The organism is Frigoribacterium sp. MCBA15_019 (assembly GCF_001864945.1).
Classification (GTDB): domain Bacteria; phylum Actinomycetota; class Actinomycetes; order Actinomycetales; family Microbacteriaceae; genus Frigoribacterium.
This window is the reverse complement of the sequence record NZ_MJGS01000018.1, coordinates 79,277-95,570: the sequence shown is the minus strand read 5'-3', so window position 1 is coordinate 95,570 and position 16,294 is coordinate 79,277. Positions and strand designations below refer to the sequence as shown.

General features: G+C 72.8%; 15 protein-coding genes. 4 read left to right on the top strand and 11 right to left on the bottom strand.

The features are described from left to right. The first annotated feature begins 1 nt into the window (after window position 1). Window positions 2–319 (top strand): MoaD/ThiS family protein, encoded by a 318-nt coding sequence (locus BIV04_RS14010; RefSeq protein ID WP_071256999.1) that lies wholly within the window; start codon window positions 2–4, stop codon window positions 317–319. An 11-nt stretch (window positions 320–330) separates the two neighbouring features. On the opposite strand, the gene BIV04_RS14005 is transcribed toward BIV04_RS14010, so the two are convergent. Beyond that, the gene (locus tag BIV04_RS14005) at window positions 331–1,614 is read right to left on the bottom strand and encodes a ThiF family adenylyltransferase (RefSeq protein ID WP_083396481.1); all 1,284 of its coding nucleotides are present in this window, start codon (window positions 1,612–1,614) and stop codon (window positions 331–333) included. Between the two features lie 52 nt (window positions 1,615–1,666). On the opposite strand from BIV04_RS14005, the gene BIV04_RS14000 reads away from it, so the two are divergent. Further along, on the top strand, window positions 1,667–3,280 hold the full coding sequence (locus tag BIV04_RS14000) for a glycosyltransferase family 39 protein (protein ID WP_083396480.1): 1,614 nt from the start codon (window positions 1,667–1,669) through the stop codon (window positions 3,278–3,280). 91 nt (window positions 3,281–3,371) lie between these two features. On the opposite strand, the gene BIV04_RS13995 is transcribed toward BIV04_RS14000, so the two are convergent. The 7 genes from BIV04_RS13995 to rsmI form a co-directional block, all read right to left on the bottom strand. Beyond that, window positions 3,372–4,310, bottom strand: a complete 939-nt coding sequence (locus BIV04_RS13995) for a 4-(cytidine 5'-diphospho)-2-C-methyl-D-erythritol kinase (protein WP_071256996.1) — start codon at window positions 4,308–4,310, stop codon at window positions 3,372–3,374. A 13-nt stretch (window positions 4,311–4,323) separates the two neighbouring features. Then, window positions 4,324–4,890 (bottom strand): hypothetical protein, encoded by a 567-nt coding sequence (locus BIV04_RS13990; protein ID WP_143048716.1) that lies wholly within the window; start codon window positions 4,888–4,890, stop codon window positions 4,324–4,326. Window positions 4,891–4,923: 33 nt separating this feature from the next. Next, complete coding sequence (rsmA, locus tag BIV04_RS13985; protein ID WP_071256993.1) at window positions 4,924–5,826, bottom strand: 16S rRNA (adenine(1518)-N(6)/adenine(1519)-N(6))-dimethyltransferase RsmA; 903 nt, start codon at window positions 5,824–5,826, stop codon at window positions 4,924–4,926. Then, window positions 5,826–6,788, bottom strand: a complete 963-nt coding sequence (locus BIV04_RS13980) for a TatD family hydrolase (protein WP_071256992.1) — start codon at window positions 6,786–6,788, stop codon at window positions 5,826–5,828. Before BIV04_RS13980 ends, rsmA begins: the two co-directional genes overlap by 1 nt. Beyond that, on the bottom strand, window positions 6,785–8,353 hold the full coding sequence (gene metG, locus BIV04_RS13975; RefSeq protein ID WP_071257037.1) for a methionine--tRNA ligase: 1,569 nt from the start codon (window positions 8,351–8,353) through the stop codon (window positions 6,785–6,787). Before metG ends, BIV04_RS13980 begins: the two co-directional genes overlap by 4 nt. A 96-nt stretch (window positions 8,354–8,449) precedes the next feature. Next, window positions 8,450–9,442 (bottom strand): NADP-dependent oxidoreductase, encoded by a 993-nt coding sequence (locus BIV04_RS13970; RefSeq protein WP_071256990.1) that lies wholly within the window; start codon window positions 9,440–9,442, stop codon window positions 8,450–8,452. Window positions 9,443–9,535: 93 nt separating this feature from the next. After that, on the bottom strand, window positions 9,536–10,363 hold the full coding sequence (rsmI, locus tag BIV04_RS13965) for a 16S rRNA (cytidine(1402)-2'-O)-methyltransferase (protein ID WP_071256988.1): 828 nt from the start codon (window positions 10,361–10,363) through the stop codon (window positions 9,536–9,538). A 46-nt stretch (window positions 10,364–10,409) separates the two neighbouring features. On the opposite strand from rsmI, the gene BIV04_RS13960 reads away from it, so the two are divergent. Then, window positions 10,410–12,149: a dolichyl-phosphate-mannose--protein mannosyltransferase gene (locus BIV04_RS13960; protein WP_083396479.1), complete on the top strand. Its 1,740-nt coding sequence runs from the start codon at window positions 10,410–10,412 to the stop codon at window positions 12,147–12,149. Window positions 12,150–12,213: 64 nt separating this feature from the next. On the opposite strand, the gene BIV04_RS13955 is transcribed toward BIV04_RS13960, so the two are convergent. Genes BIV04_RS13955 through BIV04_RS13945 form a run of 3 tightly spaced genes read right to left on the bottom strand, consistent with a single transcriptional unit; the run spans window position 12,214 to window position 14,969 of the window. After that, window positions 12,214–13,152 carry a 3-oxoacyl-[acyl-carrier-protein] synthase III C-terminal domain-containing protein gene (locus BIV04_RS13955; RefSeq protein WP_071256987.1) on the bottom strand — a complete coding sequence of 313 codons (939 nt, stop codon included), beginning with the start codon at window positions 13,150–13,152 and terminating at the stop codon, window positions 12,214–12,216. Window positions 13,153–13,201: 49 nt separating this feature from the next. After that, window positions 13,202–14,017 carry an MBL fold metallo-hydrolase gene (locus tag BIV04_RS13950; RefSeq protein ID WP_071256986.1) on the bottom strand — a complete coding sequence of 272 codons (816 nt, stop codon included), beginning with the start codon at window positions 14,015–14,017 and terminating at the stop codon, window positions 13,202–13,204. Then, entirely contained in the window at window positions 14,010–14,969 is a 960-nt protein-coding gene (locus tag BIV04_RS13945) for an NAD(P)-dependent oxidoreductase (protein ID WP_071256985.1), read from the bottom strand. Before BIV04_RS13945 ends, BIV04_RS13950 begins: the two co-directional genes overlap by 8 nt. A 38-nt stretch (window positions 14,970–15,007) precedes the next feature. Between BIV04_RS13945 and BIV04_RS13940 the strand changes: the two genes are divergently transcribed. Next, window positions 15,008–16,204: a glycosyltransferase gene (locus BIV04_RS13940; protein WP_071256984.1), complete on the top strand. Its 1,197-nt coding sequence runs from the start codon at window positions 15,008–15,010 to the stop codon at window positions 16,202–16,204. The last annotated feature ends 90 nt before the right edge of the window (window positions 16,205–16,294 follow it).

Here is a 16,294-nt window from a genome sequence, read left to right as displayed (position 1 = left end):
CATGACGACCACCCACCCCGACACCACCGTCGACGACGGCGCCTCGGCCTCCGTCTCGGCCACCCTGCGCTTCTTCGCGGCCGCCCGCACCGCCGTGGGCCGGGACGACCAGCGCGTCGAGGTGCCCGCGGGCGAGCGCCCGACCATCGGGCGACTGTTGACCGAGGTCCGCCCCGTCGAGGGCGTGTCGGCCGCGGACTTCCGCGACGTGCTGCTGCGCTGTTCGTTCCTCGTGGACGGCCTGACGACGCGTGACCGCGAGCAGCTCGTGCCCGACGGCACGGTGATCGACGTCATGCCGCCCTTCGCCGGCGGCTGAGCGCTGCCTGCCTACGGTCGCGCGGGCGCGCCCTGCGCGAGCTGCCATCCGAGCATGCCCCCGTGCAGCACCGACACGTCGAAGCCGTCGCCCGCCAGCAGGTCGGCCGCGGCTCGGGCCCGCGGACCTCGGGCGCAGTAGACGACAACCCGCTGCGACGGGTCGAGCTCGGGCCGCTGACGGGTGCGCGTGCCGTACCCGGGAGCCTGCACGTCACCCGCGATGTGGGCGAAGTCGTGCTCGTCGACCTCGCGCACGTCGAGCAGGGTGAAGGCGGCGTCACCGCTCGCGCGTGCTCCGAGCAGGGTCGACAGCTCGGCGGCGTCGACGTCGGGGCCGACGATGCGACCACGCACCGGCGCGTCGGCGGTGGTCGCCTGCGCCCCCGGGACCGAGGACGAGGAGGCGCGGCGCGCGTCGTTCACCGTGGCCCGGGCCTCGACCCGGTGCGGGGCACGGGCCAATCGGCTCTCACGCCAGGTGCCGCCCAGGGCGTCGACGGTCACGACCCGGCCGATCAGCGGCTCGCCGAGTCCGGTGAGCAGCTTCACGACCTCGCTGGCCATGCCCGTGCCCACCGTGCCGCACAGCGGCCCCAGCACGCCGACGTCGGCACAGGACTCGTCCCAGCCCGAGGCGGGCGGGGCGGGGTGGAGGTCGCGGTAGTCGACCGCGCGGCCGTCGGGGGCGTCGTCCCAGAAGACGCTGAACTGGCCGTCCCAGCGGTTGACGCTGCCCCACACGACCGGCAGGCCCCGAGCGGCCGCGGCGTCGGCCACGAGGTAGCAGGTGTCGAACGAGTCGCTGCCGTCGACCACGACGTCGTAGTCGTCGAGCAAGCCGGCGGTGCGTTCGCTCAGGCGGAACGGGTGGGCGACGACGGTCACGTCGGGGTTCGCGGCACGCACCCAGTCGGCCGCGGCGCGGGCCTTCGGGAAGCCCAGCTGGTCGGGACGGAACAGCACCTGGCGTTGTAGGTTCGAGAGGTCGACGGCATCGTCGTCGACGATTCCCAGGGTTCCCACACCCGAGGCTGCGAGATATTGGATGACCGGCGCGCCCAGCCCGCCGGCCCCGATCACCAGCACCCTCGACGTCGCCAGGCGCCCCTGGGAGCCCAGACCGAACCCCGGCAGGCGCACGCTTCGCGAGTAGCGTTCGCCCTCGGCGGGGTCGCCGCCGTGTCCACCGTCGCGCACGTCGGCACCGTGCACGCCACCGTCGCGCACGGCCGCCCCGTGCGCGTCACCACCGTGTCGCGCCCGAGATCCGCCGAGAGGGGGAAGAGACGACATGACGAACCTCCTGCATCCGGCCGACGGTCGATCGACCGCGCCCACTGTACCCATGACGTCCGACACCGGTCGGGGCACGACCCTCGCGCGCCTCCGGCACTGGCGTCACCTCGACGCCCTGCTGATCGGGCTGCTGGCCGCCGTGATCTCGGGAGCCTTCCTGTGGGTGCCCTCGGTCTGGTACGACGAGGCCGCGACGGTCATCTCGGCGACCCGCAGCTGGGGCCAGCTCTGGCAGATGGTCCAGACCGTCGACCTGGTGCACGCCACCTACTACGCGTTCATGCACCTGTGGTTCGACGTGTTCCCGTACTCGCCCGTGTCGCTGCGCGTGCCCAGCACGATCGTCACGGGTCTGGCCGCCGCCTTCACGGTGGTCCTCGCCCGCACGCTGGCCGACCGCCGGACGGCCGTGGTCGCCGGCCTGCTGTTCTGCCTAATCCCCCGCGTGACCTGGATGGGCGGCGAGGGCCGTTCGTACGCCTTCTCGGCGATGTTCGCCGTCGCCCTGACCCTCGTGCTCGTCACCGCCTCGCGCCGCACCGCCCAGGTGGGCGAGACCCGCACCCGGGCGTCGGCGGTGCGCTGGTGGGTCGCCTACGCCGTGCTCGCCGTCGTCTCGGTGCTGTTCTTCCTGTACGTCGCCTTCGTCGTGGTCGGGCACGGCGTCACCATGCTGGTGCAGTGGCGACGCGAGCGACGCCTGCGCGCCTCCATCGGGTCCGAGGCGGGGTCGCGTGACGCCGCGGTCGCGGCCCCGCTCGTCGGCGGACCGCACGGTGCGCGCGGCTCGTTCCTCGGCTGGTTCGCCGGTGCGGCCGTCGCCGGTCTCGCCAGCCTGCCCGTCGTCTACTTCACGTCCGAGCAGAGCGGCCAGGTCGGCTGGCTCGACCGACCGAGCTTCGCCACGATCAACCAGGTGCTCACGACGCAGTGGTTCTACCAGAACGACCGTTTCGCCGTCTTCGGCTGGATGCTGGTCGTCGCCAGCCTGGTCGTCGTGGTCGCCGGTCTCGTGCCCCACGCCCGAGGTCTCGCCGAGGTCGTCCTGCCGTGGATGATCGTCCCCACCGTCGGTCTCGTGGGCGTCTCGCTCGTGACCGAGCCGCTCTACTCACCGCGCTACCTGACCTTCGGCACCCCGGCCGTCGCGATCATGATGGCCGTCGCGGTGGCCGCCATCCCCTGGCGGCGGGTCATCGCGCTCGTGCTGCTGCTCGCCCTGGTGCTCACCGCTCCGACCTGGGAGCGTCAGCGACAGCCCGAGGCGAAGGACTCCGCCGCCTGGAACCAGGTGGCCGACCTCGTCGCCGGACAGCGCGCCCTCGAGCCCGCCGGTACGACCGAGGGCGTCGTGTTCGGTCCCGTGCGTCGGCACCCCAAGGCGACGTCGCGCATCATCGAGAACACGTACCCCGCGGCGTTCGAGGGCATGTCCGACTTCACGCTCGAGACCCCCGCGGCCGAGACCGGCGGCCTGTGGGAGGTCCAGCACCCGCTCGAGGACGTCATCGACCGCACCGACGACCTCGACGTCGTCTGGCTGATCACCAGCGACAAGCAGGATTGGCGCCCCCGCGTCACCGCCGACCTCGCCGCGAAGGGCTTCCACGTCGCGGACGAGTGGCACCTCACCCGCACGAACGTCCTCAAGTACGAGCGCTGAGTCGCCGAGACCCCAGGAAGTCGCCGAGACCCCTCTGCGCGCACAGGGGTCTCGGCGACTTCCTGGGGTCTCAGGGCCTGCGGCGGCGGAGTCAGTCGGTGACGACGCGGGCGCCGTGCACGGGGCCCGTGGCGCGGACCACCGTGAGGCGGGCGGCGCTCAAGGCGATCTGCAGCTCGAGGGCGCCGTCGAGGTCGGGCGCGAGGAACGCGACGGTCGGGCCGGAACCCGACACGATGCCCGCCAGGGCACCGTTGCCCTCGCCGAGCTCGAGGACGTCGGCGAGGCCCGGCTGGAGGTGCAGGGCGGGCGCCTGGAGGTCGTTGTGCATGGCGTCGGCGAGCATGCCCGGGTCGCCCGCGCGGAGGGCCTGCAGGACGCCGGCGTCGACGACCGGGTGCCGCACAGACCGGATCTCGCCCTGGTGCCGCAGCCGGTGGGCGTCGAGTTCGTCGTAGACGCGGGGCGTCGAGAGGCCGACGTCGGCGACGGCCAGCACCCACTGGAACTGACCCTTCGCCAGGGCCGGGCTGAGTTCGTCGCCGCGGCCGGTGCCGATCGCGGTGCCGCCGGCGAAGGCGAACGGGACGTCGGCGCCGAGCCGGGCCGAGAGCCGCAGCAGTTCGTCGCGGCCCACGCCGGTGCCCCACAGGGTGTCGCAGGCGAGCAGCGTCGCGGCCGCGTCGGCCGAACCGCCCCCCATGCCGCCGGCCACCGGCACGGCCTTGTCGACAGTCAGGGCGACGCCCCCGGCGTAGCCGGTCGTCTCGGCCAGCAGGCGCGCGGCCTTGACGGCGAGGTTGGACTCGTCGGTCGGCACGCCCGACACGTCGATCGACGGACCGCCCGTGACGCTGACGGTGAAGTCGTCGGCGTGACGCGCGCGCACGTCTTCGTAGAGCGACACGGCTTGGTAGGCGGTCGCGAGGTCGTGGTACCCGTCGTCCTGCAGATCGCCGACGGCGAGGAAGACGTTGATCTTGCCCGGCGCACGCGTGTGGACCACGGTCGGGGCGGCCACGGACGTCATGGGTCCAACCTAGTCAGTTCTGGCGATCACCCATGACGCCGAACGCCCGCGTCAACCCCTCTTTCACGGGCTGGACCCGTTCGGGCAGGCGCAGGCTGCCCTGCGTCAACGACACCGAGCACTTCGGACCGTCGGTCGACACCACCCGGAGGCGTAGGGTGTCTCCGTGCGCGAGGGTCCAGTCGGCGGTCGGGCGCGTCGCCGACCGGGCGACGACCTCGGGCGGGCCCCCGGCGTACCGGGCGAACCGGTCGACGGCGAGGTCCAACAGTTCGAGCGCTCCGCCCCGCAGGCTGCGGCCGACGGTGACCGCGTAGCTGCCGTCGGGCTGACGCCCCGGCGGCTCGACGCCGCGTTCTTGCTCGTAGCGCACCGTGATGCCCTCGGCCCACCACGGCACGACCTCGAATTCGTCGACCAGGAGGCGCGAGATCTGCTCGTGGGACAGTCGCGTCGCCCCCGCGGCGTCGAGCCGCGCGAACCACTCGGTCGCACTGCGCCCCGTGCCCGATCCGAGTCGGGCGTCGCTGAGCCGCTGCTCGACGCGCCCACGCTCACCCCCGCGCGTACCGGAGGGCACGTCGCCGGAGCCGTTCCTGCGTCGGGGCACGACTCAGCCGGCCTCGCCCTCGTCGGAGTGCAGCACGGCGGCGACGGACGCCCCGGCGAGGGCCTCGACGTCACTGACCCGGGCCACGGCGAGGAAGTCGTCGACGGTGAGCTGCTCGCCCCGCTGCGTCGGGGCGAGGCCGGCTCGCTCGAGGGCCTCGGACGCCGCGGCGGACGAGCCGTAGAGGGACGACAGCGACTGGCGCAGCATCTTGCGTCGCTGCTGGAACGCGGCGTCGACGAGGGCGAACGTCGCCCGGCGCTCGAGTTCGCTGCCCCGGGCCGGCTTGCGGTCGAAGGCGACGAGGATGCTGTCGACGTTGGGCACCGGCCAGAACACCTGGCGGCTGACCTGGCCCGCGGCGCGGAACTCGCCGTACCACGCGGCCTTGATGCTCGGACCGCCGTAGACCTTCGAGCCGGGCTCGGCGGCGAGACGCAGACCGACCTCGGACTGCACCATGACGAGCCCGTGCTCGAGCCCGCCGAAGTGCTCGAGGAAGTGCAGCAGCACCGGCACGCTGACGTTGTACGGCAGGTTCGCCACGAGGTGCGTGGGTTCGTCGGGAAGGGTCGTCACGCGCAGGGCGTCGTCGACCACGACGGTGAGGTCGGCCGCCGGCTGCAGTTGCGCGACGGTCTTCGGCAACTGCTCGGCGAGCCGCTTGTCGATCTCGACGGCCACCACCTTGGCACCCGCCTCGAGCAGGCCGAGGGTGAGCGAGCCGAGCCCGGGGCCGATCTCGACGACGGTCATGCCGGCCGAGACGCCCGACGCGGCGACGATGCGACGCACGGTGTTGGCGTCGTGGACGAAGTTCTGCCCGAGCTTCTTGGTCGGCTGGACGCCCAGCAGGTCGGCGAGGTCGCGGATCTCGGCGGGGCCGAGCAGGGTGGCGCGCGACATCAGCCCTCGACCGTCACGGGTTCGCTGTCCCAGGTGCCGTAGACCAGCTCGGTCGTCGACGAGATCTGGGCGGCCAGCATGGACACGTCGGTGCCGATCGTCTCGGCCATCGACCGCAACGTGAAGGGGATCAGGTACGGCGCGTTGGGGCGACCGCGATAGGGCACCGGTGTCAGGTAGGGCGCGTCGGTCTCGACCATGATCAGGTTGCGCGGCAGCTGCACGAGGGCGTCGCGCAGGGGCTGGGCGTTCTTGAACGTCACCGTGCCGGCGAAGGACGCGTACCAGCCGTTCTCGGCGAGGATGCTCGCCAGCTCGGGCCCGCCGCTGAAGCAGTGGAAGACGGTGCGTTCGGGAGCGCCCACCTCGAGCAGCAGGTCGACCACGTCGTCGTGGGCGTCGCGGTCGTGGATCTGCAGGGCCAGGCCGTGGCGCTTGGCGATCTCGATGTGACCGCGGAAGGCCTCGAGCTGCGCCGCACGACCGTCGTCGCCGGTGCGGAAGAAGTCGAGGCCGGTCTCGCCGACCGCACGCACGCGCGGGCGGGCCGCGAGCCCGTCGAGCTCGGCCAGGGCGTCGTCGAGGGTGCCCGCGGCGGCGAGGGCGGGGGCCTCGTTCGGGTGGATCGCGACGGCGGCGAGCACGCGGGGCTCGCGGCTGGCGATCTCGGCCGACCAGCGGGACGTCTCGAGGTCGGTGCCGACCTGCACGACACCGCGCACGCCCACGGCCGAAGCCCGGTCGAGGTGCTCGCGGTAGTCGAGGGGGCCGTCGCCGTCGTCTCCGACGCCGTCGGCGATCTCGAGGTGCGTGTGGTTGTCGTAGACCGGCACGACGAGCGGCTGAGGAGGCGCGGGGTAGGTGAGGTCGCGCTTCTGGCCGTCGGCGCCCGACGAACGGTGTCGGACGTGCGTCGCCGGGTCCCCGGCAGTCGCGGCGCCGTCGGACGTGACGTCGCTCATGCCGCGGGCTCGGGCTGTTCGATGCGCGGGAAGAGTCCGGCGGCGAGCAGCTGGACCTTGGGAGCGCTGGACCACTCGGCCGCCCTGTCGACGGGCTGGCTGGTCAACTCGCCCTGCCCGATCGACTGCCACAGGGTGTGCGTGGCCGTCGGGATGAACGGCGACAGCAGCACGGTGAGGGTGCCCAGGCCCCGCAGGGCCGTGGCGAGGACGGTCGCGAGACGCTCGCGCTGCGACTCGTCTTTCGCGATGGCCCAGGGCTCTTGCTCGGTGATGTAGCCGTTCAGCTGGTCGACGAGCTGCCAGATCGAGGCCAACGCCTCGTTGATGGCGAAGCGGTCGATCGCCGCGTCGGCCTCGGCCGTGACGCGCAGCTCGGTCTCGCGTACGGCGAGGTCGGCCTCGGTCAGGTCGCCGGCGACGGGAACGGTGCCGTCGAAGTACCGGGTGATCATGGCCACGACGCGCGAGGCGAGGTTGCCGAACCCGTTGGCCAGCTCGGCCTGGTAGCGGGCCGCGATGTCTTCCCAGCTAAAGTTGCCGTCCTGGCCGAAGGTGATGGCGCGCATGAAGTAGTAGCGGAACGCGTCGGCCCCGAAGACGTCGGTGATCTGCTGCGGGGCGATGCCCGTGAGCTTCGACTTCGACATCTTCTCGCCGCCGACCAGCAGCCAGCCGTGACCGAAGACGTTCTTCGGCACCGGCAGCCCGGCCGCCATGAGCATGGCGGGCCAGATGACGGCGTGGAACCGCACGATGTCTTTTCCGACGAGCTGCACCGCCGGCCAGCGCCGCTGGAACTCGTCGTCGTCGACGCCGTAGCCGATCGCCGTGACGTAGTTGAGCAGGGCGTCGAACCACACGTAGACGACGTGCTTCTCGTCCCAGGGCACCTTGACGCCCCAGTCGAAGCTCTGGCGCGAGATCGAGAGGTCACGCAGACCCTGCTTGACGAACGAGACGACCTCGTTGCGCACCGAGTCGGGCTGCACGAAGTCGGGCTGGGAGTCGTAGAGGTCGAGCAGTCGCTGCTCGAAGTCGCTCATGCGGAAGAAGTAGTTGCTCTCTTGCAGCACCTCGACCGGGATGCTGTGGATCGCACAGACCTGCTCGCCCTCGTAGGCGCCGGTGCCGGGCACGAGGTCGCTCGGCTGCTTGTACTCTTCGCAGCCGACGCAGTAGAAGCCCTCGAACTCGCCCTGGTAGATGAAGCCGTCGTCGTAGAGCTTCTGAAGGAACTTCTGCACGCCGGCCTCGTGGCGGGCGTCGGTGGTGCGGATGAAGTCGTCGTTGGCGATGTCGACCGTCTGCAGCAGGGGCTTCCAGGCCTCGGTGACGAGCTTGTCGGCCCACTCTTGCGGGGTGACGCCGTGGCTCGTGGCGGTGCGCAGGATCTTCTGACCGTGTTCGTCGGTGCCGGTCAGCAGCCAGGCGTCGTCACCCCGCTGACGGTGCCACCGGGCGAGCACGTCGGCTGCGACCTCGGTGTAGGCGTGACCGATGTGCGGCACGTCGTTGACGTAGAAGATGGGCGTTGCGATGAAGAAGGAGTCGCCGGCGGGCATGGGGACCATCTTAGGTGGGGGCACCGACGTGATGACGCGACCCGCGCCTCCTGCGTCCGCCGTCGGGGACGAGGAGGCGCGGGTCGCGTCGACCGGTCAGGTCGCGTCGTTCTCCTCGGTGCGGTCGTCGGAGCCCGCCCGTTCGCCCGCGTGCTCGCCCGGGTACTCGACGACGTCCATCCCGAGCACGTACTTGCCGCGGGCGTGGCCGTCCTCGAGGTCGCGGTAGGCGTCCTTCACCTCGTCGAGGGGGAAGATGCCGTCGATCGGCACCATGATCTTGTTCGTCGAGATCAGCTCGAGCAGCTCGGACAGGACGGCCTGGCTCGTGGCCTGGGCGCTGCCCTCGGCCTTCACGCCGTGCTCTTCGGCGGCCGCGAAGTCGATGATCGTGTCGATGCGCTGCGGGGCGACGCCGAGCTCGAGCGCGTAGCCGACGTTGCCCTGGCCGAAGCAGTCGACGTAGGCGTCGACGCCCTGCGGGGCCGCCTCACGGATGCGGTCGACGACGCCGTCGCCGTACTCGACGGGCGTGACGCCGAGCTGGCGCAGGAAGTCGTGGTTGCGCTCGCTCGCCGTGCCGATCACGGTGAGCCCGCCGAGGACGGCGAGCTGCGACACCATCACGCCGACGCCTCCGGCCGCGGCCGAGACGACGAGCGTGTCGCCCTCGGTCGCCTGCACCGCGCGCAGGGCGGCGTAGGCCGTGGGCCCGGTCACGCTGATGCTGCCGGCGACCTCCCACGGCACGTTCTCGGGCTTGGCGACGAGCTCGTCGTGGTCGACGACGACGAACTCGGCGTGCGACGACCGGTTCGCCCAGCCGACGACCTCGTCGCCGACCGACCACTCGTCGACGCCCGCCCCGACCTCGTCGACGACGCCGGCGAAGTCCGTCCCCTGTCCCGACGGGAAGGCCGCCGGGAACGCGTCGTGCACCAGTCCGGCGCGGATGGCCGCCTCGCCGGGGTTCAGGCCCGCCGCCTTGACGGCGACCACGACCTGACCGGCACCCGCCTCGGGCTTCGCCACCTGCTCGACCTTCAGCTCGTCGATGTCGCCGTACTGCTCGAAACGGACCGCCTTCATGCCGTGCCTCCTGATCGTGGTGGGCCGCGCCTCCTGCGGGCACGTGCCTGCATCGAGCTTGCACCCGCCGCCCTGCGAGGGGTACGCGACGCCCTACGTGCGGGGCGGGCGGGCCGCGAGGGCGGCCTGGTAGAGGTCGCGCCTCGACAGTCCCGTGGCGGCGGCGACGTCGGTGGTCGCCTCTTTCAGGCGGGTGCCGTCGGCCACGAGGGCCTGCACCTGGGCGAGTCCGGCGGCCAGGTCGACGACGCGCTCGGGGGCGCCCTCGACCACGATGCAGATCTCGCCGCGCACGCCCTCGGCCGCCCACTCGGCGAGCTCGGCCGCGCTGCCACGGCGCACCTCTTCGTGCAGCTTGGTCAGCTCGCGGCAGACGACGACGCGGCGCGAAGCCCCGAGGGCCGTCACGAGGTCGCCCAGCGAATCGGCCAGACGGTGCGGCGACTCGAAGAACACCATGGTGCGGCGTTCGTCGGCGAGCGCGCCCAGCACGCGCAGCCGGTCGCCTTGCTTCCGCGGCAGGAAGCCCTCGAAGCTGAAGCGGTCGGTGGGCAGTCCCGACACGGCGAGCGCGGTGAGCACCGCGGACGGTCCGGGGATCGCCGTGACGGTGACGCCCGCGGCGGCGGCCGCCTCGACGAGCGGGAACCCGGGGTCGCTGATGGCGGGCATGCCGGCGTCGGTGAGCACGACCACGTCGGAGGCGCGGGCCAGCTCGACGATCTCGCCCGCCTTCTCGCGCTCGTTGTGCTCGTGCAGGGCGATCAGGCGGGGGCGGTTCTCGACGCCCAGGGCGCGCATCAGGTGGATCGCCGTGCGCGTGTCCTCCGCGGCGACGACCTCGGCGTTCGACAGCGTCTCGATCAGGCGGCGGCTGGCGTCGCCGAGGTTTCCGATGGGGGTGGCGGCGAGCACGATCACCCGCCCATTGTCCCCCGGCCCCGGACCGCACAATTACGATGGCCCGATGACGACCGGGCCCGAGCGCGAATTCGACGCGCTCGTCGAGACCGACACCGCGCCTCCTGCCCGTCCGGTGGCCGGCGAGCCGGCCCCGGTGCCGTCCGGTCCGCTCGTCGGCCAGGCGGCCGTGACGCCCGTCGGCACGTCTGTCGACGACACGACGGCGGCCCACACCCGAGCGGCTCCCCAGACCCGGCTCGACGCCTGGTGGGGACGCGTGCTGCGCACCCCGGTCAGGAGGCGCGTCTGGGGCTGGGCGGGCCCCCTCGCGGTCACGCTGCTGGCCGCGGCGCTGCGGCTGTGGCATCTGAACTCGCCCGCGACGCTCGTGTTCGACGAGACCTACTACGTCAAGGACGCCTGGTCACTGTTCAACTTGGGCTACGAGGGGTCGTGGCCGGCCGACTACGACCCGACCTTCGCCGCCGGCGGGGTCGACGGGTTCCTCGCCGCACCGTCGTTCGTCGCCCACCCGCCCCTCGGCAAGTGGCTGATCGGCCTCGGCATGGCGGTGGTCGGCCCCGAGAACCCGGCGAGCTGGCGCATCAGCACGGCCGTCGTGGGCATCCTCGCGGTCGCCCTGGTCGCGGTCATCGGGTCGCTGCTGCTGCGATCGACGCTGCTCGGCACGCTGGCGGGGTTCTTCCTCGCGATCGACGGGCACGCGATCGTCATGTCGCGGGTGGCCCTGCTCGACAACTTCGTGATGTTCTTCGGCCTGCTGGCCTTCGGGGCGGTGCTGCTCGACCGCCGGCAGAGCGCCCGGCGACTCGAGGCCTGGCGGGCGAGGAGGCGCGGTGCCGGTCGCGACATCGCCTGGGGTCCTGCCCTCTGGGCGCGTCCCTGGCTGGTGACGGCCGGGCTGATGTGCGGCCTGGCGACGGCCGTCAAGTGGAACGGCCTGTACTTCCTGGCGTTCTTCGCGGTCTACACGGTGGTGGTCGACATGGTGGCGCGCCGCCGGGCCGGCGTGGAGTTCTGGCTGTCGGGCACGCTCTTCAAGCAGGCACCGGTGAGCTTCCTGCTGACCGTCCCCGTCGCCGTGGTGGCCTACCTGGCGAGCTGGACCGGCTGGTTCGTGACGTCGGGCGGCTACTACCGCAGCTGGGTCGAGGACGGCGGCGCCCGGTGGACGGGCGCCCTGGCGTGGGTGCCCGACGTCGTCCAGAACTTCTGGCACTACCAGGCAGGCGTCTACGGGTTCAACGTCGGCCTGCACACCCCCCACGCGTACCAGGCGAACCCGCTCACTTGGTTGCTGATGCTGCGACCGACGAGCATGTACTACCAGGGGTTCGACGAGGGCCAGGGCGGATGCGACGTGGCCCGGTGCGGCGAGGCGATCACCTCGGTCGCGAACCCGCTGATCTGGTACGCGGCGGTCGCGGCCTGCCTCTACCTCGTCTATCGCGTGGTGCGGTACCGCGAATGGCGCTACGGGGCGATCCTCGTCGGCGTCGCGGCGGCCTACCTGCCGTGGCTCGCGTTCACCGACCGGACGGTGTTCCAGTTCTACACGATCGCCTTCGAGCCCTACCTCGTGCTCGGTCTGGCCGCGGTGCTCGGCATCGTCCTCGGTGGACGCACCGACGATCGGTCCCGTCGACTGAGCGGGATCGGTGTCACGGCGATCGTCGTCGTGGTCGCCGTCGTCGTGTCGGTGTTCTTCTACCCGCTGTGGACGGGGCAGCTCGAGGACTGGGAGTTCATCCGGTTGCACTACTGGATCCCCAGCTGGAAGTAGCCGCCGGGGCCCCGACCGTCGCGACCGTCGTCGCCGCTGCCGTCGTCGCAGCCGGGGCCGTCGCCTAGAGCCGCAGGGCGAGCGCGTTCGCCGTGAGACCGGCCGCCGTGCCGCAGAGCAGGACGGTGTCGCCACGACCCAGGCGGCCGTCGTCGAGACAGCGGGCCAGGGTGTACGGCACCGACGCCGAGACCATGTTGCCGTACTCGGCCACGGCGTCGACGTACGTCCCGGGTGCCATGCCGAGTCGTCGCATGGCGATGCCCAGCGCTCCGCTCGCCTGGTGCGGCACGACGAGGTCGACGTCGTCGAGGCCGAGGCCGGCCTTCTCGAAGAACGCCGCGAAGAAGCCCGGCAGCACGGCCAGCATCCCCATCAGCGCCCGCCGGCCGTTCATGTCGAAGAGGTAGTCCCTCGGGTCGCCGTCGGCGTACGCCTGCGCCGGGTGCCGCGACAGCCCGCCGCGGAGCTCGGTGTCGTGCGCGTGCGCCGGCCAGGTGCGCTGGAGGCTCGCGATCACGCCCGGCCCCTCGGGGTCGTCGGCGCCGCGGGTGAGGACCACGGCGGCCGCCGCGTCCGAGAACAGCTCGAAGCTCTCGCGTTGGCCGGGGTCGAGGAACCTCGAGCCGACGTCGCCCGAGACGATCAGCACGTTCTCGTACTCGCCGTCGGCCAGGTAGCGGGAGGCGACGTCGACGGCCGTGACGAAGCTGGTGCAGGTCGAGTTGACGTCGAACGCCGCGGCCGCGGCACCCGGAGCGACGCGCTCCATGACCAGTGCGGCGGTGCACGGGATGGGCTGGACGCCGGCGGCGCAGGCCGCGATGACGCAGTCGACGTCGTCCGGGCGGAGGCCCGCGCGCTCGAGGGCCTGCTCGGCCGCCGACGCGAGCATGTCGAGCTGCGAGGTGTGGTCGGCGACCCGGTACCGGGTCTGTGCCCCGAAGGTCACCACCTCGTCGGGCAGATAGGTGCCCCAACCGGCGATCTGGCAGTTCTTCATGGTCGTCCCCCTCGTGTCGACGCGCGCCGGACCCCCGCCGGTGCGCTCCTCAGAGTAGGTCCGTCCGGGTCGGATGCGGATCGTGGGCGAGCAGCAGCCGCGCGCCGGACCGTTCGGCCGCCAGGAGCGACCGGGCCGTGCGGGCCTGCGCGGCACCGTCGTGGGCCACCAGGCGGGGCACGGCACGGAGGCGGGCCTCGTGGCCCAGCAGGTCACGTCCCCAGGCCGCGTCGCCGGCGAGCACGACCCGCCCCTCGACGAGGGCTCCCAGGTGGCCCCGGGCGTGGCCCGGCAGGTCGACGAGCAGGTAGCGGTCGTCGGCGAAGGGATCGGCGACGCGCAGCCCGAACGGCCCGTCGACGAAGTCCGACACGACCGTCGCCCGGCCGACGTCGAACCCGTCGGGCAGCAGCCGCCGCAGCACGCCGTCGCGCAGCCGCGGCCTGCCCAGGGTGCGGGCCACTCCCTCGCTGAGGACGAGCGTCGCGTGCGGGAAGGACCGCAGGCCGCCGACGTGGTCGGGGTGCAGGTGCGACAGCACGACGTGGGTGACCGTGGCGGGGTCGACCTGCTCGGCGATCGTGGCGCCGGCGGGCACGGTCGGCGGCAGGAGGCGCCGGTAGGCCCAGGCCGCGGGCCCGGCCCGCCAGGGCAGCGGGGCGTAGCCGGTGTCGAAGAGGACCCGCCGGGTGGCGGACGTCCAGAGGAACGCCCCCGACGGGAAGACCCGTCGCCCCCGGACGCCACCGCGGGTCAGCAGGCCCATGTCGTGGCTGGTCTCGCCGCAGGCGAAGTACTCGAGGCGGGTCGTCGTCGGGTCGGACGGGTCGGGCACGTCGGCCCCGGGCGCGGCGGCGTCAGGCACGCGCGTACCCCGCGAGGCTCTCGTCGAGGGTGACCTCGGGCTCGTAGCCGAGCAGTCGCCGCGCCTTCGAGATGTCGAGGGTCTGCGAGTGCGCGATGGTCGTGACGGTGTACCGGGTCATCGGTGGCTCGGGGCGCCCCGGCAGCACCGAGCAGACGCCCTCGAGCGCGCCGGCGAGGGCGTAGGCGGCCCGCGCCGGGACGGGACGGCCCCGCAGGGGCAAGCCGAGACCGCGCAGCAGCTGCTCGAGGACCTCGCCGAACGGCCGGGGGTCGCCGTTCGTGACGTTGAACGCCTCGCCGTGCACCCCCTCGGCCGTGGCCGCCAGCCGGACGGCGAGCGCGACGTTCTCGACCGACGTCAGGTCGACGAGCCCGCGTCCGCCCCGCATCAGCGGCACCCCGACCCGGGCGTGGACGCGCAGCAGCCGCGGGACGAGGCTCGGGTCGCCCGGCCCGACGATGCCCCTCGGCCGGAGGACGACGATCTCGGGCGCGTCCGACCGGTCGGCGGCGGCCGACAACAACTCCTCGGCCGCGAGCTTCGAGCGGATGTACTCGTTCATGGGGCGTCGCGCGTCGACCTCGTCCTCGCGGATGCCCACCCGGTCGCGGGGAGCCGCGTATATCCCCGGCGACGACAGGTGCACGAGACGCCGCGTGCCCACCCGCCGGGCGAAGTCCAGCACCCGGGCGGTGCCGGTCACGTTGGCGTGCTCGAACTCGGCCCGGCGACCCCACGGCGACGAGAGCGCCGCGCAGTGCACGACGACGTCGACCCGGTGGGAGGCGCGGGCCAGGTCGTCGAGGTCGCCCACGAAGGTCTCGCCCCCGCTCGGCAGACGGTCGGCCCGACGGCCTGCCGCGACGACGTCGTGGCCGCGGCGGCGCAGGTCGCGGACGACGTGACCCCCCACGAACCCACTGGCACCGGTAACGAGGTAGGAGTCCATGCCCGAATGCTAGACGGATCGGTCCCTAGGATCGGACCGTGCGCATCGCCCTCGTGACCGACTACTACCCGCCCACGCTCGGCGGGGTGCAGACCGCGGTGAAGGCGCTCGCCGAGGCCCTCACGGCAGCCGGTCACGAGGTCACGGTCTTCTGCCCGCTTGCCGCGCCGTCCGACGACGCCCGGGTGGTCGCGCTGCAGGTGGCGAGGTGGTTCCGCCCCGACGGCTACCCGTTCGCCTGGTCGCCGCGCCGCGTCGCCGACCGGCTGCGCCGCGAGTTCGTCGAACGCCGCATCGAGGTGGTGCACACGCACTCCGAGATGTTCGCCGCGCTCGGTGCCATCACGGCGGCCCGGTCGCTCGGTCTGCCCGTCGTCCACACGATGCACGGCCGCGTCGACGTCTACACGGCTCACGCGCTGCCCCTGCCCTCGGTGACCACGGCCCTGCTCGGCGCCCTCCACGCGCGGCACGTGAGCCGGCGGGGGCTCCGGGTCGAGCCCGGTTCGCCCTACACGGCGACCGTCTCGGCCCGCCGGATGTGGCGGCTCATGCTCGCCCAGTCCCGGGCGAGCGCCCACGTCTTCGTCCCCTCCGCCCACTTCGCGCGCAAGCTCGTCGACCAGGGCGTGACGACCCCGGTCAGCGTGTCCTCGAACGGACTCCAGCCCTCGGTGCTGGCGGCGATCGGCGAACCCGCGCCGCGCCTCCTCGTCCCCGGCGAGACGGTGACCGTCGTCTGGGTGGGGCGACTCTCGCGTGAGAAGAGGCCCGCAGCGCTGGTCGAGGCAGCGCGCCGACTCGGGTCGGCCGTGCGGGTCGACGTCTACGGCGACGGCCCCGAGCGGCGGGCGCTCGAGCGGCTGGGCGGGCCCGTGACGCTGCACGGAGCCGTGCCGCACGCCGAAGTGCTCGCCGCCATGCGCCGCAGCCACCTGCTCGTCTCGAGCTCGGTCGACTTCGACAACCAGCCCATGGTCATGCTCGAGGCGATGGCGACGGGACTGCCCGTCCTGTACTGCGACCCCGACCTCGCCGAGGTGGTGCCGCCCGGTGGCGGATTCGTGACCCCGACGCCCGACGTCGAGGGCATCGTCGACGAGGTCCGTCGGCTGGTGCGCGAACCGGACGCCGTCGGCGCGGCGAGCGCCGTCATGGTGGCCGAGCGCGACCGCGCGGCGCAGCACGTCGACGACGCGCTCGAGGTCTACGCGCGGGTCGTGGCCCGCGGCTGACCGACGACTCCTCCCCCGCAGGAGGCGCGGGTCGGCCGTGTTCCGCCGTGTGACGTCCCGGGTCCCCGCGTGACGCCCAGCGGCTAGCGT

Coding starts and splice junctions, on each gene's coding strand:
- BIV04_RS13955 (WP_071256987.1), bottom strand. CDS start 13,152: ATGAAGAACTGCCAGATCGCCGGTTGGGGCACCTATCTGCCCGACGAG.
- BIV04_RS14005 (WP_083396481.1), bottom strand. CDS start 1,614: ATGTCGTCTCTTCCCCCTCTCGGCGGATCTCGGGCGCGACACGGTGGT.
- metG (WP_071257037.1), bottom strand. CDS start 8,353: ATGCCCGCCGGCGACTCCTTCTTCATCGCAACGCCCATCTTCTACGTC.
- rsmA (WP_071256993.1), bottom strand. CDS start 5,826: ATGTCGCGCGCCACCCTGCTCGGCCCCGCCGAGATCCGCGACCTCGCC.
- BIV04_RS13945 (WP_071256985.1), bottom strand. CDS start 14,969: ATGGACTCCTACCTCGTTACCGGTGCCAGTGGGTTCGTGGGGGGTCAC.
- BIV04_RS13995 (WP_071256996.1), bottom strand. CDS start 4,310: ATGACGTCCGTGGCCGCCCCGACCGTGGTCCACACGCGTGCGCCGGGC.
- BIV04_RS13980 (WP_071256992.1), bottom strand. CDS start 6,788: ATGAGCGACGTCACGTCCGACGGCGCCGCGACTGCCGGGGACCCGGCG.
- BIV04_RS14000 (WP_083396480.1), top strand. CDS start 1,667: ATGACGTCCGACACCGGTCGGGGCACGACCCTCGCGCGCCTCCGGCAC.
- BIV04_RS14010 (WP_071256999.1), top strand. CDS start 2: ATGACGACCACCCACCCCGACACCACCGTCGACGACGGCGCCTCGGCC.
- BIV04_RS13970 (WP_071256990.1), bottom strand. CDS start 9,442: ATGAAGGCGGTCCGTTTCGAGCAGTACGGCGACATCGACGAGCTGAAG.
- BIV04_RS13960 (WP_083396479.1), top strand. CDS start 10,410: ATGACGACCGGGCCCGAGCGCGAATTCGACGCGCTCGTCGAGACCGAC.